The following is a 22,105-nucleotide window of genomic DNA, read 5'->3' as shown; positions in this document are numbered from 1 at the left end:
TTCGTAAAGAGGGAATTCCCTCTTGTTTACCAGTTACTTTGGCGGGCAAATCGGCCTGCTCTTATATAGGTAAAAATATGAGCAAAGAAATTAAAACTCAAGTTGTGGTGCTTGGTGCAGGCCCTGCAGGTTATTCTGCGGCGTTCCGTTGTGCGGACCTTGGTCTTGAAACCGTATTGGTCGAACGTTATTCGACTTTAGGCGGTGTGTGTTTAAATGTTGGTTGTATCCCTTCTAAAGCGTTATTACATGTAGCAAAAGTGATTGAAGATGCAAAACATGTGGAACATCACGGCATTGTTTTTGGCGAACCTACTATTGATTTAGATAAAGTACGCGAAGGCAAAAATGCAGTAGTAGGCCGTTTAACCGGCGGCTTAGCGGGCATGGCGAAAATGCGTAAGGTTACTGTTGTCGAAGGTTTGGCGGAATTTGCCGACAGCCATACTTTAGTGGCTAAAGATCGCGAAGGTAACCCGACCACGATTAAATTCGATAACGCTATTATTGCAGCGGGTTCCCGACCGGTTCAATTACCGTTTATTCCTCATGAAGATCCGCGAGTTTGGGATTCAACTGATGCCCTTGCATTGCGTGAAGTGCCGAAAAACTTATTGGTTATGGGCGGCGGTATCATCGGTTTAGAAATGGGTACCGTTTATAGCGCATTAGGTTCGCAAATTGATGTGGTTGAAATGTTTGATCAAGTGATTCCTGCTGCGGATAAAGATATTGTTAAAATCTTTACGAAACGTATCGAACAAAAATTCAATTTATTGTTAGAAACAAAAGTAACTACGGTGGAAGCGAAAGAAGACGGTATTCATGTTTCCATGGAAGCCAAAGACGGCAAGGTTGAAACCCGAGTTTATGATGCGGTGTTGGTCGCTATCGGTCGTACGCCGAACGGTAAATTAATCGGTGCCGAAAAAGCGGGTATCGAAGTAACTGATCGCGGTTTTATCAATGTTGATAAACAAATGCGTACCAATGTACCGCATATTTTTGCGATTGGTGATATTGTCGGTCAACCTATGCTTGCTCATAAAGGTGTGCATGAAGGTCATGTTGCCGCTGAAGTTATCGCAGGTAAAAAACATTATTTCGATCCGAAAGTGATTCCGTCAATTGCTTATACCGAACCTGAAGTGGCTTGGGTCGGTAAAACGGAGAAAGAATGTAAAGCGGAAAACTTAAATTACGAAGTGGCGACATTCCCGTGGGCCGCCTCCGGTCGTGCAATCGCGTCGGATTGTGCGGACGGTATGACCAAACTGATTTTCGATAAAGATTCACATCGTATTTTAGGTGGTGCGATTGTAGGTACAAATGCCGGTGAATTGTTAGGCGAAATCGGCCTTGCTATCGAGATGGGATGTGACGCGGAAGATATCGCTTTAACTATTCACGCTCACCCGACTTTACATGAATCTGTCGGTCTTGCCGCAGAGGTATTCGAAGGGTCTGTGACAGACTTGCCAAATCCGAAAGCGAAGAAAAAATAATATCGCTTAATAGCTTAAAAGCCTTTCTTATATTAATAGAAAGGCTTTTTTATTGAATAAAATGCATAAAAATGTGATTTTATTCACAAAAATACAGATAAATTTGCATAAATATGAATTAAAGCTGGTAATTGGTGCGTAATTTAGGTAGGATTATCCCGTTTTATAGTTTAAGTAACCAATTTTAGTATGATGATTAAGAAATTTTTGCTAGTTACGGCAGCGCTGGTAATGACCGCTTGCTCTAACTCTTCCAGGCTGGATGCCGCAGTTTATCCCTCGGCGGATGAAACAAATGATACTCAGTTAACCGAATTAATCGGTTCTTTAAAAACCAATAAACCACAATATGATGTGCGTTCCAATTCAATTCATTCAACCAAAAATGCGCAGATTAATAATAAGAAATTAATGCAAGTCTATAGTGCGTGGGCAGGTACCCGCTATCGCTTGGGCGGTACGACAACACGCGGTATTGATTGTTCCGCATTTATGCAAGAAGCCTTTTCCACTGCGTTTGGTATTGATTTACCGCGCTCCACATCCGAACAGCGTTCCGTCGGTAAGAAAATTCAGAAAAGCGAATTGAAGCAAGGCGATTTAGTTTTTTTCCGAGGTAATCGTCATGTAGGCGTGTATTTGGGCGGTAACCGCTTTATGCATTCCAGTACAAAAGAAGGCGTAACAATTAGCTCGTTAGACGACGGTTACTGGTCAAGAACCTATACGCAATCACGTCGGGTTTTATAATTTTTAAAATTCACTCAAATATAAAAAAAGTGCGGTAAAATTTACCGCACTTTTTGCTTTATTTTGTTTGGTTTTACTCCTGTATAGTAAAACCTTCTCGAAGATAGTCTTTATTAATGATGTTTTTAGCGTCAGACCAGCTGATAGATAAGGTTATTTCGCCTTCCGCAAAGGAGCCTAGGGCATAAGGCGGATAAACGAAATTTACGCCTTCAGAGCTGAAATAGAATTGTTGTGAGATATCGAAATCCTGTTTTTCGGTAAACGGTATGTCTGAATTATCGTTATTAGTATAGGCGAGATATGATTTCCACAGTAATTCTTTTAATTGGTTCTGTTTATCTTTATTTACCAACGTATTTAAGTCGATAACGGCTTTTTTTCGGCTATCAATATTAATGTAATCGGTGCTGTACATACCATGCGCACCGCCGTCATACATGTAATTTGCCACTTTAAAAGTAAGAATATTTTCTCTTTGACCGACATAATCCAAATTAATGTAATAATCCGAGCCTAAAGTAGTACCGTTTTTAATTTCGGGCAAGGCGTTGTTATAAAAGTATTCGATAAATGCCGCATAGCGATCTTTTGCATTTGGAATCGACTCAAACTCTTTTTGCTTGTCGGCATCTTCAATGGTGATATCCGCCATTAAATTTTGATAAAGCAGAGAATCCAGCCATTCGATTCCCGTTTCTACCGTATGCATTGCATAATGAATGTGGCTTTCTTCATAGAGCGGTTCATTGTTTTTAGGTTTTTTACTAACGTTAAAATTAAATTTTTCCGTTTTATCAAATACCGTCACCGGTTTTACATACAGGGTAGGAATTTCATCTTGAATAATTTTACCTTGAATCGCCGTATCTTCAGTGGGTGAAATTGCCGCTTCAGGTTGTGCCGAATCCGCCTTTATGGTTGAAGTCGCATTGGTTTGCTGTAATTCTGCTTGCAGTTGTGCAATTTGCTGCCGGCTGGTTTGTAGTTGTTCTTTTAAGCTACGGACTTCTTCATCATTACAGGCAGAAAGTAATAACGTGGCGGAAATTAGCAAGCTAAGCGTGGTTTTACTCATGATTAAACTCCTGGGTCTATTATTTAATGTCATGCCATATATATTGACCATTAATTAGCGTATTAATTTCATTCCAGTAAAGTTGTAATGTAATTTCTCCGGCAGAGAATGGGGCAATCGAGGAAGGACTATAAACAAAATTCATACCGTCAGGCGTGAAATAAAAGTCTTTTGCAATATAAAAATTCTGTTTTTTTATATAGGGTTTATTATTGCCAAGCGCATTTGCGTAACTGTTCCACAACAATTCTTTTAATTCTTTTTGTTTTACCGGCGGAATAACGTCACTTAAACGGATAATAGACTGCGTTTCACTATCGATATTCAGATAACGAGTGTAAAAACTGCTACGTTCACCGCCGTAATAGGCATGACGAAATAGTGAAAAACTGACTAGATTTTCGCGCTGACCGAGATAGCTCGTTTCAATAATATAATCGATACCGGGCAGTTTATTGGCGGTAAGAATGTCCAAATCCCGTTGATAATTGTTTTCCAGCTTTTCAGTCAGCACCGCTTTTTGTTGATCCGAATCGGAATCGTTGATTGTCAGTTTATCTTTAGGTTCGGCATCCTGATTTAATATGTCAATCGCTTGGCTGATAAGCAGTTTATCCAGCCAGGGAATACTGGTTTTTACCGTATCAATGTAATAATTAATAATACCGCTGCCGGTCGGTCGGTTTTCCGTAAAGCTAATTTCTTCGTTGCGGGTAAAAATTTTTTCTTCCGTAGTTTTTAATGCGGGGAAAGCTTGCTGTTGAGCAGTTAATTCGTTTTGCGTTTGGGTTAATTTATTATTGGCGTTTTCTAATTCGGTTTTTAATTGGTCAACTTGTTGCTGATAATGTTGTAATTGAGCCGCCAATTCTATGTTTTTTTCTTCATTGCAGGCAGAGAGCATAAAAATTGAAGAGACAAGAACGGGAAGTAAAGCTTTATTCATGGTTGTTCCTTGGGATTACAGCTTAGGATAGGAGTGAAATTCGTGAGTATTATATGCCTGTCTTAGCGCTTGTGGAAGCGCTAAATAAACAAGGCAAGCGTTTATAATTGCTTGCCTTGACGATAAAAAAGTGCGGTCGGAAATTACATTTTTTCGACGGTTTTAATGCCGAGTAAATCCAATCCCTGTTTTAACGTTTTTTCCGTCAATTTAGCCAATTTCAGGCGGCTTAATTTAACAGGTTCTTCCGCATTTAAAATCGGGCAGTGTTCATAGAAACTTGAGAATACACCGGCTAATTCATACAAATAGTTACATAAAATATGCGGTGTGCCGTCTTTAGCTACGGTTTGTACCGCTTCTTCAAATTGTAATAATTTAATCGCCAGCGCGCGTTCTTTGTCATTGCGGATTTCAATATGTGCGGCTGAAAGTGCGGTCGGATTTACGTCAGTTTTGTTGAAGATAGAACGAATACGCGTATAGGCGTATTGCATATAAGGTGCCGTATTCCCTTCAAAACTCAGCATGTTATCCCAGTCGAATACATAGTCGGTGGTTCGGTTTTTGGATAAGTCGGCATATTTTACCGAGCCGATCGCCACCGCTTCAATTACCGCCGCTTTTTCCTGTTCGGAAAGCGCGGTATTTTTTTCATTAATTAACAGGGTCGCGCGTTCCACCGCTTCATCCAGCAGATCCGCTAATTTTACCGTGCCGCCCGAACGGGTTTTAAAGGGTTTGCCGTCTTTACCCAGCATCATACCGAAGTTATGGTGTTCAAGGCTGAATGAATCCGGCACATAGCCAGCCTTACGGGTAATCAACCAGGCTTGTTGCATATGCTGGCTCTGGCGCGTATCGGAGAAGACTAATGCGCGATCGGCGTGTAGAGTATGGTAACGATATTTTGCCGCGGCAATATCGGTGGTGGTGTAAAGGAAGCCGCCGTCTTTTTTCTGAACGATAACGCCCATCGGATCGCCGTCTTTATTTTTGAACTCATCAAGATAAACAACAAGCGCGCCATCGTCTTCCACGGCAAGCCCTTGTTTTTTCAGATCTTCCACTATGGCGGGCAACATCGGGTTATACAGGCTTTCACCCATTACGTCTTTTTCCGTAAGCGTAACGTTTAAGCGTTCATAGTTACGTTGATTTTGTTGCATGGTCATATCAACTAATTTTTTCCACATAGTACGGCAATATTCATCGCCGCTTTGCAACTTCACTACGTAACTGCGCGCTTTCACGGCAAATTCTTCATCATTGTCGTAAGTTTCTTTTGCCGCGCGATAAAAGGCTTCTAAATCGCTTAACTGCATGGCGTCCGCATGCTCGTTTTCCATTTTTTCCAAATAGGCGATAAGCATACCGAATTGCGTTCCCCAGTCGCCCACATGATTTGCGCGGATAACGTGATTGCCCATAAATTCTAATGCCCGCGCTACCGCATCACCGATAATTGTCGAACGCAAATGGCCCACGTGCATTTCTTTAGCGACGTTCGGCGAAGAATAATCAATCACTACTGTTTGCGGATGTGCGGTTTTAATACCGAAATTAGGCGTGTTTAAAGCGGTATCCGCCTGTTGCGCCACCCAGTTTTTATTTAAAAAGATATTAATAAAACCGGGACCTGCTATTTCGGTTTTTTCAGCAATGTCTGATAAATCCACTTGCTCTAATACTTTTTGGGCAAATTCGCGGGGATTTAAACCCAATTTTTTAGCCGCCCCCATAATTCCGTTGGCTTGATAGTCGCCGAATTGCGGTTTGCCCGATTGGCGAACAAGAGGTTCCGCATTTTGTTCTGCTCCCGCCGCAATCATTGCCCGTTTAATTTTGTCTGATAAAATCCATTGAATATTCACTGTCCTATTACCTATATTTTTTTATGTTATTTGATTTCAAAAAATAATCCGCTATGATAACGTGCTTTAGCTAGTTGGAAAAGATAAAGCGAGAAAAAATGCAAAAATTTAACCAAATACATTCGTTATTTGAGCATTTGCCGGCAAATTATGGGGAATTTTCAGATTTTGAGCAAAAAATCGCAACGCTGGCTCAAGAGATGAAAGTGGATTTATCTTTGTATGAAATTGATCATTTGTCAATTCGTGTAAATACCGAGGATAAAGCGAAAAGTTGGCTGACAACTTTGTTAAACTACGGTAAAATTTTGAGCAATAATCTTGTTAACGGACGGGCTATTTATTTAATCGAATTAGAGCAACCGCTGTTATTTATGGGGCAGCGGGTCTTTATTATTGAATTGCCGTTTCCTAAAAATAAGCATTATCCCGTTGAATCCTGGGAGCACATTGAGTTTGTTATACCGTTTTTGCCTAATGAATCATCAATTGAATGGGTAGAGCGGGTTCAACAACAATTTTTATGGAACCAATCGGGCAATTTAACTATCAAAGTGGATGAACCTAAAGTTGATGGCGAACAGTTGCCGAATCCGTCAATAGCCGTGAGCTTTGCAGATAAATCGCAAAACCATGTTTGTATAAAAGTCCACCCGTTTAATATCAAAAATATTATTAAGGTTTCGTGAATATGAAAAAAGTTACTCTGACAATTGCTATGATAGTCGGTTTGGGGTTAACGGCTTGTTCCGGCAGCCAAAAACAATATGATGATGGTTATGCCGGCGAGATTTTATTTAGCCAATATGAAGGTTCAAATCTTAAATTAACCGTTCGCTATAATAATTGTGACGGAAAGGAAGGCAAGGTTGAAAATCTTGTAATTACTCAACCTTATGATTCGGATTTGCCTGTCGGCGCTTGCGTTCGAGTATCGACAGCTGAAGACGGTACAAAAAATATTCGAAATATTTCAAGATCGGTTTCAAGATCTTGGTTATCTAGAACAGGTATCATTCGTTAATTTTTTTAAAGGTTAAAAATTATGAAAAAAATGACATTAGCACTAGCAGTTTTAGTTAGTTTAGGTTTAACCGGTTGCGCGAACACTGACGTGTACAGTGGTGATGTTTATACCGGTGCGCAATCGAAAGAAGCGCGTTCAATCAGCTACGGTACGATTGTTTCGGCTCGTCCGGTAAAAATCCAGGCTAATAACCAAGGCGTTATCGGAACCGTAGGCGGCGGCGTGTTAGGCGGCATTACAGGCTCAACTATCGGCGGCGGTTCCGGCCGTGCGGTGGCAAGTGCGGTCGGTGCGATAGCCGGTGCGGTTGCAGGTAGCAAAATCGAAGAAAAAGTAAGCCAGGTTGATGCGTTAGAGCTTGTAATTAAGAAAGACGACGGTAAAGAAATCGTTGTTGTTCAAAAAGCGGATGCTTCTTTAAAAGCCGGCGCTCGAGTTCGTATCGTTGGCGGTTCAACACTTAACGTATCTGCAATTTAATTAGAATTTTTAAGATCTTTAAAGGCTTTTGGTGTAATATCAAAAGCCTTTATTGTTTGGTTTGTTATGAGTAATAAAATGAGATCTTCATTATTTTCGGGAAAGTTTTCTTTAGTAGCAAAAAGTGCGGTCATTTTTTGCTGTTTTTTGAGTTCGGTTGGGTGTGATCGAATTAAGAATTTGTTCTCCGATACCAAACAATCCGTCTCCGAGCAGCCCGCAGAAAGTATGACATCAACCAAGCAAATACAGACTGAAACAGTGCCGGAACAACACATATTGAGCCGGGGAGTATATTCGGATTTAGTACTGAATATTCGCGATGTAAAATCAAGCGAACAAGCGGATTTTATGCGAGACCTTTTTGAAGGCTTGGTTATTTTTGATATTCACGGCAATATTCAACCGGCAGTAGCGGAAAGTTGGGAAACCAAAGATAACAAAACCTGGATTTTTACTTTACGTCAGGATGCCAAATGGTCAAACGGCGAGGCCGTGACCGCTGAGGATTTTGCTCAAGCCTGGAAGTTATTAGCCTTATCTTCTTCACCATTACGACAATATCTTGCCTTTATTCATATAGATCAGGCACAAGAAATTTTGGAAGGCAAATCAGATATTTCTCAATTAGGCATTAAAGCGCAGGATGAATATCATCTACAAATCAGTCTTGATAAACCCATTTCTTATTTGCCTGAAATGCTGGCGCATATTGCACTATTGCCGGCTTATTCCGGCGGAAATTCAAATAAGGGAGAGCTTATCAGTAATGGCGCATATAAATTGGCAGGACAAAAGGCGGATACAATTTCGCTGGTAAAAAATGAATTTTATTGGAATGCCGAAAAGGTTAGTTTTCCACAGGTGCATTACCAAAAATTAGCCGACAATACGGATGTGAAAAAGGTAGATTTAGTCACTGATTTTCGTCAAATCAAAATGGAAAATGTCGTAAATTTCCCTAAATTATGTACGTATTTTTATGAATTTAATTTAAAGGATCAGAATCTGGCAAAAACTGCGGTAAGAAATGCGCTAAATTCTATGATTTCTTCTCATAATATTGTACGGGACAGCGGGTTATCCGGTTTTGCCGTCAGTTATTTTGTACCGCGTAATATGGAATTTGAATCGGATGAAAGCTGGCAAGCGACGGTAGTGGAGCAAATTCTGCAACAGGCTGATTTTTCAGAGAAGAATCCGTTGCAATTTAAATTAACTTATGAACAGGAGGGTATACACCCGAATATTGCAAACCGTCTTGTGCGTAGTTGGTCTCAATCGGATTTGATTTCGGTAAAAATGGAGCCTGTTAATTGGTCACAGTTGCAGGAAAAGCGTGCAAAAGGTGATTTTCAGATTATTCGTTCGGGTTGGTGTGCGGATTATAATGATCCTTCGGCATTTTTAAATTTGCTTTATTCAAAAAATCCGGATAATAAAACCGGATTCAGCCAGGAAAGGGTGGATAAACTGCTTGAAAAAGCGCAGCAGACAATTTCTGAACCGGAACGAAACGAGCTTTATCGGCAAGTATTGCTTATTTCTCGCCAGGAACATTTGTTTTTGCCGATTTTTCAATATGCAAAAGCGGTATACTTAAATCCGACGTTACAAGGATTCGACATTCATAATCCCACTGAAGTGATTTACAGTAAAGATCTTTCACGCAAACCGATGCGGCAGAAAAATTAAGGTTTTATTATTGTGCTTAAAATTTGTTCTCAAGGGATAACCCGAAAGATGTATTCGTCAAAATTTAGATGAGTTACATTTGCCCGGCTTGTTGTAATTGATTAAAATGACAGGGTTTTTATTTTAAAAATTTTTTATGCGGGCATTTTGTCGGTTGGCGGCTAATCGGCAAAATAAAGTTGAGTGATTTTCTTACATGACAATTTTAGTTCTAGGTATTAACCATAAAACAGCGAGTGTGGCATTGCGCGAAAAGGTCGCTTTTTCTCCTGAAAAGCGGGATTTAGCCTTTCAACAAATCGCTCAATCCGAATTGGCGCAAAGCGAGGTTATTTTATCAACCTGTAATCGGACTGAAATTTATTTGCACAATAAACATATTTCTCCTGAAGCTGATCAAGAAAATCAACGTTGGCTGGAACAATGCATTCAATGGTTTGCCGATGTACATCAATTAGATGTCGATGAATTAAGAAATTGTTTATATATCAAACAAAATCAAAGTGCGGTTAACCATTTAATGCGGGTTTCCTGCGGATTGGACTCTTTAGTTTTAGGCGAACCGCAAATTCTCGGTCAGGTGAAGCAAGCCTATCAATACTCGGAAGATTACTGTCAGGCGCAGCATATGCCGATGTCCAGCGAATTCTCTCGGCTGTTTCAAAAAACCTTTTCCGTGGCAAAACGCGTACGTACTGAAACGAATATCGGCAATAGCGCGGTATCCGTTGCCTATGCGGCTTGCAGTTTGGCCCGTCAGATTTTTGAAGGACTGAAAGATCTCAATATTCTCCTCGTCGGTGCCGGTGAAACCATTGAATTGGTGGCGCGCCATTTGTTACGTCACGGTGTGAAAAAATTGATGATTTCTAACCGCACTTTGGCAAGAGCAGAGTTATTGGTTGAAAAATTAGAGCATAATAAATATATTCAGGTGTTGTCTTTGCAACAGTTGCAGGATGGTTTGAATCAGGCGGATATTGTGATTAGCTCGACGGGCAGCCCGATAGTTTTAATTACTGCTGAAATGGTCAAACAGGCTCAACAAAAACGCCGTAATGCGCCGATGCTGATTGTGGATATTGCTGTGCCGCGTGATGTGGACGAACGCGTGGAAAAACTGGACGGCGTTTATCATTATACCGTAGATGATTTGCACAGTATTATCCAGCGTAATCTTTCCGAGCGGGAAAAGGCCTCAAAAGAAGCGGAGACTATTATTGATGCGGAAGCGTCGGATTTCTTTGAGTGGATGAAGGTTCATCAGTTTTCTAATTTAATCCGTACCTATCGTGAAAGTGCGGAACAAATTCGACAGGATTTATTAGAAAAAGCGGTGCAGGCTATCGGACAAAACGAAGATCCTGAAACGGTATTGCAGGAGTTGAGCTATAAATTGATGAATAAACTGATTCATTCGCCTACTCAGGCTATGCAGGCAATGATGAAGCAAGGCAGTATTCAAGGATTACGCAGCTTTTCATCGGCCTTAGGCATTGCGGATAAAAAAGAGCGGAATCCGCAGAAATAGAAAATAAAAAAGTGAGTTTTTAAGCTCACTTTTTTTGTGTTTTTTACAGTACGATAGTTTTATTTTTATAGACGAAAACACGATCATGTAAAACCAAATCCAGCGCTCGGCTCAGTACGGTTTTTTCTACGTCGCGTCCGGCTTTCATCATCGCATCTGCGGAATAGGTGTGATCGATATTAATGACGTTTTGCATAATAATCGGGCCTTGGTCCAATTCATTATTAATAAAATGGGCGGTAGCGCCGATAATTTTTACACCGCGTTCATAGGCTTGCTGATAAGGTTTGGCGCCGATGAATGCAGGCAAAAACGAATGGTGAATATTCACTACGCGATTTGGATAACGGGCAACAAAGTCAGGGTTTAATACACGCATATATTTTGCTAAAACGATAAAGTCCGGTGCGTATTCATCAATTTTTTCCGCTAATAGCTTGTCATGTTCCACTCGGGTCAAGCCTTCGTGGCTCACGCAATGGAACGGGATATCGAAACGTTCGACCAATTCTTTTAAAGTCTCATGATTACCGACCACCGCCGCAATTTCTACATCCAGGCCGCCGTAATAGTTTTTCATCAAAATATCGCCGATACAATGGGCTTCTTTTGTTACCAGAATAACGACCCGTTTTCTTTTTTGTGCATCAATTAAGCGGAAATTAGCGCCTTCGGGAAGACTGAATTCTAAATCGGCACGTAATGTCGCTTCATTAAAAATACCTTCTAATTCACTACGCATAAAAAAATGTTTTGTTTCAAAATCTACAAATTCATTATTATGCAGAATATTAAGTTGGTGTTTATAACAAATGTTTGTAATTTTAGCGATTAATCCTTTATCGTCAGGGCAATCGGTAAGGAGAATTTTCTTTTCGATCATATTGTTGTGTTTACGGCAAAGTTAATAAATTAAATAGCAAAATCAGATAAACTTTTACCTGCATTTAATTGAAGTTGAATTGCTTTTGGCATACGCCCTTGACCGGTCCAGGTTTTTTGTTCGCCGTTTTCATTGATATATTTGTATTTGGCGGATAACGGCGCTCTTTTTGCTTTTGCGGTATTGTTTTTCCCGGCAAGGATTTGTGCTAATTCGTCTGCGGTAATACCGTCTTCTTTTAATAATTCGCGATATTTTTCAAGACGATTTTTACGTTCTTCTTCTAAGCGTTTAATTTCTAATTCTTCCGCTTTTTTTTCCTCTATAACAAGTTGAAACTTTTCAATTATGTTTTCTAATTGTTCTATGGATAATTCTTTTGCCATAGAACGTAAACGACGCAGATTATTTAATGTTTTAATGACTTCATTCATTTTTATTATCCTTAAATGTTATTTAATTAAAAAATATGAAGCTAAATTAGCCAGGTTCTATAATATATAGGAAATTAAAAAAATCGTAAATGTAAAATTAATTAGAGCTAGTACACGGACTTTATTATTTATAATAAATTACTCGTGAAATAATAAGATCTATTACTCGTTAAAAAACAGGTTATAGCTCAAATAATAAACAAAGATAAACGGAATCTACATTTTATTAGCTAATTATTCTTGGCAATTTCATTGTCTTATTGTAATCTTTACAGTCCCTACACATGTAGAGGTGCGAATATTATAAGTATTTTTCCAGAGTGGATAACAATGAAGGAAATTGAAAGGAATATTTGCCGAAATCAGTTAAGCGTCATCTTAACTGGTTGGTAACGTCACCGAAAGGAACGTTACTGCCATAGTCATTTTTGATTAACTATGGAGCGCTACTCGTGGGTCGGTTTCTTTCTGTATTTTACCTGCCTTAATCATTGATTATTTAATCTAAGTAGCTCTTCCTAATAAATATTATTTTAGGTAAACCAATGCAACTTGCAGATTTTTCGACTTCTCTTTGGTCAATTCTACCACCGATTTTAGCCCTCACATTAGCGATTTTTACTCGTAAAGTATTGTTTTCGTTAAGCGTCGGGATCATTGTCGGTTCATTAATGTTATCTAACGGAAGTCTCGCACAAGGGGTTAGTTATTTATTTGACAGTGTGACTTCATTAATTTTTAATTTTGATGAAGAAAACCATTTCGTATTAAATGATAATAATGTAAATATTCTTGTTTTTTTATTATTGCTGGGAATTTTAACCGCACTTTTAAGTGTTTCCGGTAGTAATCAGGCATTTGCGGAATGGGCGCAAAAACGTATTAAAGGCCGTCGGGGCGCTAAAATTATGGCGGCTTGTTTAGTCTTTATTACCTTTATTGACGATTATTTCCACAGCCTTGCGGTAGGTGCGATTGCACGCCCCGTTACCGATAAATTCCATGTATCCCGCCCGAAATTAGCCTATATTCTTGATTCCACGGCGGCACCGATGTGCGTTTTAATGCCCGTTTCAAGCTGGGGGGCTTATATTATTACTTTAGTTGCGGGATTATTAGCCGAACATTCTATTACCGGTTATACGCCGATTGGCGCTTTTATGACCATGAGTGCGATGAATTTCTATGCGATTTTTTCTATTGTTATGGTGTTTATCGTCGCTTATTTTTCATTTGATATCGGGCCTATGGCGCATCATGAAAAATTAGCTATGGAACAAGCCAATAATGTGCAAGAAACTAATTCGGCAGTTCAGGGGCAGGTTAGAAATCTCGTATTGCCGATTGTGGGATTGATTATCGGCACTGTTACAATGATGATGCATACCGGTAATCAGGCACTATTGGCTGACGGTAAAGAATTCAGCGTATTAGGCGCTTTTGAGAATACAACCGTCGGAATTTCTTTAGTTGTCGGTGGTATGACTGCGGTTCTTATTTCCACAATTTTGATTGTATTGGCAAAAAAATTATCTTCCGGCAATTATGCCAAAGCGGTTATCGCAGGCATGAAATCTATGGTAGGCGCGATTTTGATCTTATGTTTTGCCTGGACAATCAACAAAGTGGTCGGCGATATGCAGACCGGTAAATATTTATCAAGTTTGATTTCAGGCAACTTAACGCCCGCATTATTGCCGGCTTTATTATTTGTTTTAGGTGCTGCGATGGCATTTTCCACCGGTACCAGCTGGGGAACCTTCGGTATTATGTTGCCGATAGCGGCGGCGATTGCGGTTAATGCCGCTCCGGAATTACTATTGCCTTGTTTATCTGCCGTAATGGCGGGAGCCGTGTGCGGAGACCATTGTTCTCCGGTATCGGATACCACCATTTTGTCGTCGACCGGGGCAAAATGTAATCATATGGATCATGTAACGACACAATTACCTTATGCCTTACTTGTTGCCACGGCCACAATTCTGGGTTATTTAGTGGTCGGTTTTACTGAAACTCCATTATTTGGCTTTATCACTACGGGCATGGCGTTATTTTTGCTGATTTTCATCACTAAAAAACGTTAAAAACGTGATCTTAGTCATAAATTTAAATAAAAATTTAATTTTGTATATTTTATAAAATGCGACATAAAGTCGCATTTTTTTTATATTTTATTATTTATAATTTATAAAATTCTAAAATTTTAATTAAATTAGAGTTTTATTCTGTTTTTATTGATGTAATTTAAGTAAAAATTGATAGACAATCCGTTTCGGATCGGTAAACTGTTTCCATTGATAAGTAATTTATCCATAGTAATCAACTTCCTTCTATGGGTATTTGAGAGGTGAAAATGAAAAAATTATCTGGTGCGGAAATGGTTGTGCAGTCATTGCGTGATCAAGGCGTTAAATATTTGTTCGGCTATCCGGGCGGTTCGGTTTTAGACATTTATGACGCGATTCATACTTTAGGCGGAATCGAACACGTACTGGTTCGTCATGAACAAGCCGCGGTGCACATGGCGGACGGTTACGCCCGTTCAACCGGTGAGGTGGGGTGCGTATTAGTAACTTCAGGCCCGGGTTCAACTAACGCGGTAACAGGTATTTTAACCGCTTATACCGATTCGGTGCCTCTCGTTATTATTACCGGTCAGGTGCGTTCCAATTTAATTGGTACCGATGCTTTCCAGGAATGCGACACTATCGGCTTAACCCGTCCGGTTGTTAAACACAGTTTTATGGTTAAACATGCGGAAGATATTCCGGAAACCATTAAAAAAGCGTTTTATATTGCGTCTTCCGGTCGCCCGGGTCCGGTAGTTATTGATATTCCGAAAGATGTGGTCAACCCTGCCAATAAATATACTTACGAATATCCGAAAGAAGTAAGCTTGCGTTCTTATAACCCGAATGTACAAGGACACAAAGGCCAAATCAAAAAAGCGTTGAAAGCGTTATTGGTGGCGAAAAAACCGGTATTATTTATCGGCGGCGGTGTAATTATCGGCAACAGCAGCGAAAAATTAACCCAATTTGCCCAGTTGCTTAATTTGCCGGTGACTTCCTCATTAATGGGCTTGGGCGGTTATCCCGGCACGGATAAACAATTCCTCGGTATGCTGGGTATGCACGGAACTTACCAAGCCAACATGGCAATGCACAATGCGGATTTAATTTTAGGTATCGGCGTACGTTTTGACGACCGTACCACCAATAATGTAGAGAAATATTGTCCGCATGCAAAAGTGATCCACGTGGATATCGACCCGACATCCATTTCTAAAAATATCGCGGCGGATATTCCGATTGTAGGTAGCGTGGATAATGTATTAACCGAATTTTTATCTTTACTGGAAGATGACAATTTATCAAAATCACAATCGGATTTAACGGAATGGTGGAAACAAATTGATGAATGGAAGGCGAAAAAATGTCTGGAATTCGACCGCACTTCTCAAGCGATTAAACCGCAAGCCGTGGTTGAAGCGATTTATCGTTTAACCAAAGGTGAGGCTTATATTGCTTCCGATGTAGGCCAGCACCAAATGTTTGCCGCATTGCATTATCCGTTTGATAAGCCTCGTCATTGGATCAATTCCGGCGGCGCAGGTACAATGGGATTCGGTTTGCCGGCGGCGATCGGGACGAAATTCGCCCATCCGGACAGCCGGGTTGTGTGTATTACCGGTGACGGTAGTATTCAAATGAATATTCAAGAGCTTTCAACCGCAAAACAATATGGTACGCCGATTGTGATTGTAAGTCTGAACAATCGCTTCTTAGGCATGGTAAAACAATGGCAGGATTTGATTTATTCGGGCCGTCATTCACAGGTTTATATGAATTCGTTACCTGATTTTGCCAAATTGGCGGAAGCTTACGGTCATGTAGGGATTCAAATCAATACGGCAGACGAGTTAGAGGAAAAACTGACTCAAGCCTTTGCGGTTAAAGATAAATTAGTGTTTGTCGATGTACTTGTGGATGCCACGGAAAATGTATATCCAATGCAAATTACAGGCGGCGGAATGAATGAAATGCTTTTAGGTAAACCAGCGGAGAAATAATATGCGTAGAATTTTATCAGTATTACTAGAAAATGAATCGGGTGCATTATCTCGTGTGGTTGCTTTATTTTCTCAACGTGCATTCAATATCGAAAGTTTAACCGTAGCGCCGACCGATGATCCGACTTTGTCACGTATGACTATCGAAGCCTCGGGAGATGAAGCGATATTGGAGCAAATCGAAAAACAATTACACAAATTGGTGGATGTGTTTAAAGTCATTAATTTAAGTGATTGCGAACATGTTGAGCGTGAAGTCATGTTATTGAAATTGCGCGCTACCGGTTCGACCCGTGATGAAATTAAACGTTTAACGGATATTTTCCGCGGTCAGATTGTAGATGTAACAACCAAATCCTATACGATTCAATTAGCCGGTACAAAGGACAAATTAAACGCCTTTGTTAGCGCGGTAAAAGAAGAGACTACAATTATTGAGATTGTACGTTCGGGCTTAATCAGTTTGTCTCGCGGCGAGAAAAACTGTCTATAAGTTTCTCTTCTTTACTAAAAGTGCGGTAAAATTTACCGCACTTTTTTCTTTTTCTTCACCTTTCAACCTGCCACCCGGTTGCAAATTGTCTAAAAAATATGACTTCATCAATAATTAGTGAGAACTAGATCAAATATTTATAATTCCGTACTAAATATTTAACATTCAGGTGCTATAATCGTTTCAGCAGTTTCACGTTTTAAGGATAAAATAATGAAGTTAGAAGAATTGGCAAAATTGGCGGGTGTTTCTCGCACTACCGCCAGTTATGTGGTTAACGGCAAAGCTAAACAATACCGGGTCAGCGACAAAACCATAGAAAAAGTGCAAGCCTTAATAAAAGAATATGACTTTAAGCCCAATGCCATGGCGGCGGGGTTACGAGCGGGCAAGAGCAACACTATCGGGTTGATTATTCCGGATTTTGAAAATTTAAGTTATGCCAAAATTGCTAATCAGCTGGAAAAATCCTGTCGTGAGAATGGCTACCAGCTATTGATCACCTGTTCTAACGATAATGTGGCAAATGAACTTGAATGTGCGAAACATCTGTTTCAGCGTCAGGTTGACGCGTTGTTCGTTTCCACCGTATTGCCGGCGGATAATCATTATTATCAGCAAAATAACGCCATTCCGATTATCGGTTTTGATCGCCATATTGATTCCGAGGGGGTAGATAACGTACTTACCGACGATAAACATGATGCCTATGAGCTTGCCGTGTCTTTGTTTGATAAAGCGGATTATCAACGTATTTTATTTTTAGGCGCATTGCCTGAATTACCGATGAGTAAAGCCCGCGAGGAAGGATTTAAACAGGCGCTGGGCAAAAAGCAGGTGCAGGTTGATTATCTTTATGCGAGCCAATTCCGTAAGGAAAATGCCGAGCAATTAGTGAGCGAATGGATTGAGAAGAACGGAATCGTACCTGATGCTATTTTCTCCACGTCATTGACTTTATTGCAGGGTCTATTGATGTCTTTTATTAAACGCAATGAAGCTTTTCCGAAAGATTTGGTGATTGCCACCTTCGGGTGGCATGAAATGCTTGAGTTACTGGAAAATAAAATTGTGTGCAGCGTGCAGGATCACAGTAAGGTAGTGCAGGCGTTGTTGGATTTGGCGCTGCACAAAATGCGCATTAAAAAATTAAAACAGCCTCATCCCGTTATTCAGCGTAGATTGGCTTACCATAACTGGCAATAAACCTATTTTCCATTGATAAAAACTGCGGTAAAAATTACCGCAGTTTTTTTATATTGTCCGGCTGGATTTGTCGAGCCCGATAACCAAATGTTTGGTGTGGAATTGTTGTAATGTGCAGCGATGCCCGACACTCAGTATAATCATGCCCGGCAACGCCTGTCGGATCTTGCTGTATAAACTATGTTCCGTCGGCTCGTCCAGAGCGGATGTGGTTTCATCCAGAAAAACCACATCCGGTTTAGTCAGGAAAATCCGGATAAACGCCACCCGTTGCAGTTCTCCCGGGGAAAGAATCGCCTGCCAGTCATTTTCCTGATCGAGGGCGAAAATGTATTTATCCAAATGGCATTTCAGCATATAGCTTTCAAGTTCGGGATGGTGAGGGTCAATGTTAGGATAACAAATCGCTTCGCGTAATGAACCTTGCGGCATATAAGGGCGCTGCGGTAAGAATAAAATTTTGCCGTTGCACGGACGTTTTGAACGCCCGACGGTTTCAAAAGGATAAATACCGGCAATGGCTTTTAAAAGAGTGGTTTTTCCGGTGCCGGAAGCGCCTTGAATCAGTAATGCGTCGCCGGCGGAAAGTTCTAAATTAATTCCCTCGAACAGCACATTGCCTTTTGCATCTTTCAAACCGAAATTCTCTAAAGCAACGAGCTGGCTGCATTCAATAGGATTTGGGATTAAATGGGTGTCCAGTTCGTTTAATTTCCCTATAAAACCATACAAACGGTTCAGCCGCGCTTGATAAAGCGTGAATTGTTCGTAAAACAAACGGAAAAACGAAAGGGCGCGCATTAAGCGATTAAAGGCTTGTACTGTTTGGTGCATATCTCCTAATGTGGCTTGCCCGGCGAAAAATCGCGGTGCCTGCAACATTAGGGGCAAAATCATGGCAATTTGCGTTACCCCGGTGTTAAAACCGTCCAGCCCCAGCATTTGCCGCACGATTGCCCAACGGTTTTTTATGATGGCTTTAAATCTTTCGTTTAAATATTGGCGTTCCTTTTGTTCGCCGTCGTAAAATGCAATACTTTCCGCATTATCCCGGATACGGATTAAAGAATAACGGTAATCACCGTTCAGTTTTTCTTTATTGAAATTCAATTTAATCAGCGGATAACCAATCCAGACGGAAAGGGCAGTGGCAATAATGATAAAGGTATAAATAAAAAATACGACGCCTTTTGGAATGCTGATATCAAATAATACAAGCAAGCCGGAAAGCCCCCATAGAATAATGGTGAATTCAATAATGGAAACAATGGCACCTAAAATACCATCCACTAGATCCACGGTCCCGGTAATAAATTCGCGGGCATCTTGTTCGATACGTTGGTCAATATTATCGGGCAGATCTTTTTCATATTTCAGCCGATAATAATTTTTATGATCAAGCCAGCGGCTGAGCATGTCGTCGTTGAATTTTTCCAGCCAGCGGATTTCAAAGATCTGACGAATTAGGTAATTTATAATGGAATGGATGATTTTAAAGCCTACCAGCATGGCGTTAATTGTGGCGAAAAACCAAAAGGCATCGGCTTTTTTATCTTGCAACGCGCTATATAACCCATTATAGAAAAAAGAGTTTAAGACGCTGATGCGTACTTCCAATAAGATCAATAAAAATAGAAATAGTATCAGCCCGATGGTTTTAAATTTATTGGATTGTTCAATACAGGGTTTGGTTACTAACCAGAATTTCTCACCAAAATCCGTTTTTCTTAGTAGTAAAGCAAAAAAAGTGAATGCCAAAGACACCCAAATGAGGGTGGTAATCAGCCATGAAAAACTGTTATTTAATTCTGTTTGCCAGTTCATGCATTGTTTTCCGAATAAGACAAAAGGGCAGTGAACTGCCCTTAGATTGACCGGTGATAATTAGAATGTATATTCTGCGGTTAGCCAGTAAGTACGGGGCATACCCACCACGGCAAAACTGCGGTCATATTTGCCGCGTTGTACCTGCCAGTAGTTTTTGTCGAATACATTTTCTACCGCCGCACGTAACGTCAGAGTTTGAGTTTCATTGAGCTTAATCAGATATTTCGCTCCCAGATCCACTGTTGTGTAAGCGGGTAGTTTATATTTTTTATCAATATCCTGATAGGATTTGCCGTAATACTGCAGAGCGGCGTTTAAGGTCAGATTCTCAATAAACGGTGTATCCCAGTCGATATTGGCTTTACTGATAATTCTAGGGCTTGCGACCTGGGTTCCGGTTTTAATTGCGCCGGCATAAGTGGAATAGTCGATTAATTCCCCTTTGTTATAAGTAATGCCTAAGCTTGGGCGTACTGTGTTGTTAAACAGGCTGGCATAAATATTAAATTCGATACCGCGATTGCGTTCTTCACCCTGTTCTTCGCCGACTGTAAAGTCAGCATTGTTTTTAGCTAAATTAGTCGTGACAATACCCGGGCGACGAATTTGGTAAATGCTGGCGGTAGTGGTGAATAAATCTCCCCAGTTTTTACGCACACCAAGTTCAATCTGGCGGCTTACTACCGGTTTTGCCATATTGCCGTCTTCATCCACGTAACCCGGCTCTAAATCCTCCAGATAGTTACCGTAGAACACTAAATCAGGATTCGGCACATAAGCCAGCGTGACCATCGGGCTAAAGCGGTTTTTATCGCCTTTGCTATCGTTTTTATAATTGTGCTGTTTTATCCATTGGAAACGACCGCCAAGGGTTAAACGCAGACTATTGTCAAAGAAGCCGACGGTATCCGCTAACGCCCAGCTATAGCTGCGTGATTTTTCATCGGTTGACTGTTGTAAGGCTGAATAAGCGGTAACGGAAGGGAATACCGGATTATAAATATTGGTTGAGAAATTACTTAATACCGGGCTTTGATCGAAGTCCCGTTGACGCTGAACAAAGTCAAATGACGTGTTCCACATATGATATAGGGAGCCCGTTTCCAATTCGCCTTGTAATTTTAGATTGGCGCTGGTGGTGCGGATACGATAATCTATCGCTCGCATTTGACGAATACTATAATCGCCTTCTGTATTTGTCATCCTAATCTGACCGAATGCACCGTAATATTTAGATTCCATATGGCCAAGTCCGCCGGACAACATCATGTTATAAGGCAAATCATACTCAAAGGTACCCATAACGGTTTGATCTTCGGTAGTTTGTCCTGACCAGCTCGGAATTAAATTAATTTTTCCGTCCGGCGCTTTCGGCATGGCAAAATCAAGATTTTGAATATCCTGTACGCGTGCACGTCCGCCGTTGGTGGCCCGTTTGGCGTACATATAGTCTATGGCAGCGCGAAATTTATCGCCGCGGTAGTCTGCGGCAACGGCAAATTCCTTATTAATCTCGTCATATCCGTGGCGGGCGGTATCGCCGTCACGATATTTACCGTTAACACGTACACCCCAGGCATTGTTTTCGCCGAATCGGCGGCCAAAATCAAAAGATTCCTGCAAACGGTTGTTACTGAACCAGCCAAAACCGATTTTATTAATCGGATTATCCGTTGCGTGTTTGGTTTCAATATTCATAGCTGAACCGGCGGAACCTTCAGGATCCATACCTGTTGTGGCGGTTGATGCGCCTTTAATTAATTGTGCCGAGCTGACTGCGGCGGTCGGCGAGTTGTAAGTGGAATAAAGGCCGGCTAAGCCGTTTACGCTGATTTGGCGCGCATCAAGCTGCAAGCCGCGCACATAAATTCCCGAAAGCGTATTGGTTTCGCCGCCGAAATTCATTACGGAAGCATCGGTTTTTGCAATGGCATCCACAACATTACGGGGTTGCTTGTCTTCAAAGGCTTTTTCATCATAATTTACCACGGAAATAGGTGAGGTAAAGGCGGGTTGACGGCCTAATAAACTTAAATTCACAATGTCTTTTTGTTTATTGCCGGCAGCTTTTGCTTTTTCTAATTCGGTAGCGACGTTAATTTGTTCTAATTCGGTATTTACTTCCTGATTCGTTTCAGTTGCATAGGACGAAAAAGCAAGCCCGCTGAAAAGTGCGGTATAAATTAAGTTAAATTTAAAATTCATAAGAAACCTTAGATTATTTAAGATTATTAGGGTATTGATAAAAAATAGATACGCAAATTTATGCGATAAAAATTGCGGAAAGTATATAGAAAATCCTTA

The 22,105-nt window shown here is 40.6% G+C and carries 18 protein-coding genes and 1 riboswitch; of the genes, 11 read left to right on the top strand and 7 right to left on the bottom strand.

Annotation, left to right across the window (positions count from 1 at the left end):
• The first annotated feature begins 77 nt into the window (after positions 1-77).
• Both lpdA and MS_RS06105 read left to right on the top strand, forming a co-directional pair.
• Positions 78-1,505: a dihydrolipoyl dehydrogenase gene (gene lpdA, locus MS_RS06110; RefSeq protein ID WP_011200508.1), complete on the top strand. Its 1,428-nt coding sequence runs from the start codon at positions 78-80 to the stop codon at positions 1,503-1,505.
• Between the two features lie 192 nt (positions 1,506-1,697).
• A complete protein-coding gene (locus MS_RS06105; protein WP_041640202.1) occupies positions 1,698-2,255 on the top strand; it encodes an NlpC/P60 family protein in 558 nt (185 codons plus the stop codon).
• A 73-nt stretch (positions 2,256-2,328) separates the two neighbouring features.
• Here MS_RS06105 and MS_RS10875 read toward each other — a convergent pair whose 3' ends face one another.
• From MS_RS10875 to argS, 3 genes are all read right to left on the bottom strand, one after another.
• Positions 2,329-3,333, bottom strand: a complete 1,005-nt coding sequence (locus tag MS_RS10875) for a DUF3298 and DUF4163 domain-containing protein (protein ID WP_050738259.1) — start codon at positions 3,331-3,333, stop codon at positions 2,329-2,331.
• Positions 3,334-3,352: 19 nt separating this feature from the next.
• Positions 3,353-4,279, bottom strand: a complete 927-nt coding sequence (locus MS_RS06095; RefSeq protein WP_011200505.1) for an RsiV family protein — start codon at positions 4,277-4,279, stop codon at positions 3,353-3,355.
• Between the two features lie 143 nt (positions 4,280-4,422).
• The gene (argS, locus tag MS_RS06090) at positions 4,423-6,153 is read right to left on the bottom strand and encodes an arginine--tRNA ligase (RefSeq protein WP_011200504.1); all 1,731 of its coding nucleotides are present in this window, start codon (positions 6,151-6,153) and stop codon (positions 4,423-4,425) included.
• Positions 6,154-6,251: 98 nt separating this feature from the next.
• Here argS and MS_RS06085 point away from each other — a divergent pair, with 98 nt between their 5' ends.
• The 5 genes from MS_RS06085 to hemA all read left to right on the top strand — a co-directional run bounded on the left by MS_RS06085 (position 6,252) and on the right by hemA (position 10,886).
• Positions 6,252-6,842 (top strand): VOC family protein, encoded by a 591-nt coding sequence (locus MS_RS06085; RefSeq protein ID WP_011200502.1) that lies wholly within the window; start codon positions 6,252-6,254, stop codon positions 6,840-6,842.
• A gap of 2 nt (positions 6,843-6,844) precedes the next feature.
• The gene (locus MS_RS06080) at positions 6,845-7,177 is read left to right on the top strand and encodes a hypothetical protein (RefSeq protein ID WP_041639791.1); all 333 of its coding nucleotides are present in this window, start codon (positions 6,845-6,847) and stop codon (positions 7,175-7,177) included.
• 21 nt (positions 7,178-7,198) lie between these two features.
• Positions 7,199-7,660 (top strand): glycine zipper 2TM domain-containing protein, encoded by a 462-nt coding sequence (locus tag MS_RS06075; protein ID WP_011200500.1) that lies wholly within the window; start codon positions 7,199-7,201, stop codon positions 7,658-7,660.
• A gap of 228 nt (positions 7,661-7,888) precedes the next feature.
• Positions 7,889-9,355 (top strand): peptide ABC transporter substrate-binding protein, encoded by a 1,467-nt coding sequence (locus MS_RS06070; RefSeq protein ID WP_226977678.1) that lies wholly within the window; start codon positions 7,889-7,891, stop codon positions 9,353-9,355.
• A gap of 196 nt (positions 9,356-9,551) precedes the next feature.
• A complete protein-coding gene (gene hemA / locus MS_RS06065) occupies positions 9,552-10,886 on the top strand; it encodes a glutamyl-tRNA reductase (RefSeq protein WP_011200498.1) in 1,335 nt (444 codons plus the stop codon).
• A 43-nt stretch (positions 10,887-10,929) separates the two neighbouring features.
• Here hemA and purU read toward each other — a convergent pair whose 3' ends face one another.
• Positions 10,930-11,769 (bottom strand): formyltetrahydrofolate deformylase, encoded by an 840-nt coding sequence (gene purU / locus MS_RS06060; RefSeq protein WP_011200497.1) that lies wholly within the window; start codon positions 11,767-11,769, stop codon positions 10,930-10,932.
• A gap of 29 nt (positions 11,770-11,798) precedes the next feature.
• A complete protein-coding gene (locus MS_RS06055) occupies positions 11,799-12,203 on the bottom strand; it encodes an H-NS family nucleoid-associated regulatory protein (protein ID WP_011200496.1) in 405 nt (134 codons plus the stop codon).
• A 279-nt stretch (positions 12,204-12,482) separates the two neighbouring features.
• A riboswitch (Lysine riboswitch) is annotated at positions 12,483-12,660 on the top strand.
• 88 nt (positions 12,661-12,748) lie between these two features.
• On the opposite strand from MS_RS06055, the gene MS_RS06050 reads away from it, so the two are divergent.
• The 4 genes from MS_RS06050 to cra all read left to right on the top strand — a co-directional run bounded on the left by MS_RS06050 (position 12,749) and on the right by cra (position 17,974).
• Positions 12,749-14,287 (top strand): Na+/H+ antiporter NhaC family protein, encoded by a 1,539-nt coding sequence (locus MS_RS06050; protein WP_011200495.1) that lies wholly within the window; start codon positions 12,749-12,751, stop codon positions 14,285-14,287.
• Between the two features lie 269 nt (positions 14,288-14,556).
• Positions 14,557-16,275, top strand: a complete 1,719-nt coding sequence (locus MS_RS06045; RefSeq protein WP_041639787.1) for an acetolactate synthase 3 large subunit — start codon at positions 14,557-14,559, stop codon at positions 16,273-16,275.
• A gap of 1 nt (position 16,276) precedes the next feature.
• Positions 16,277-16,768 (top strand): acetolactate synthase small subunit, encoded by a 492-nt coding sequence (gene ilvN, locus MS_RS06040; RefSeq protein WP_011200492.1) that lies wholly within the window; start codon positions 16,277-16,279, stop codon positions 16,766-16,768.
• 213 nt (positions 16,769-16,981) lie between these two features.
• Entirely contained in the window at positions 16,982-17,974 is a 993-nt protein-coding gene (gene cra, locus MS_RS06035) for a catabolite repressor/activator (RefSeq protein WP_011200491.1), read from the top strand.
• Between the two features lie 48 nt (positions 17,975-18,022).
• Here cra and MS_RS06030 read toward each other — a convergent pair whose 3' ends face one another.
• The gene (locus tag MS_RS06030) at positions 18,023-19,798 is read right to left on the bottom strand and encodes an ABC transporter ATP-binding protein/permease (protein WP_011200490.1); all 1,776 of its coding nucleotides are present in this window, start codon (positions 19,796-19,798) and stop codon (positions 18,023-18,025) included.
• A gap of 60 nt (positions 19,799-19,858) precedes the next feature.
• Complete coding sequence (locus tag MS_RS06025; protein WP_011200489.1) at positions 19,859-22,006, bottom strand: TonB-dependent siderophore receptor; 2,148 nt, start codon at positions 22,004-22,006, stop codon at positions 19,859-19,861.
• Between the last annotated feature and the right edge of the window lie 99 nt (positions 22,007-22,105).

Source organism: [Mannheimia] succiniciproducens MBEL55E (assembly GCF_000007745.1).
Lineage (GTDB): Bacteria > Pseudomonadota > Gammaproteobacteria > Enterobacterales > Pasteurellaceae > Basfia > Basfia succiniciproducens.
This window is presented reverse-complemented; position numbering and strand designations above follow the sequence as displayed.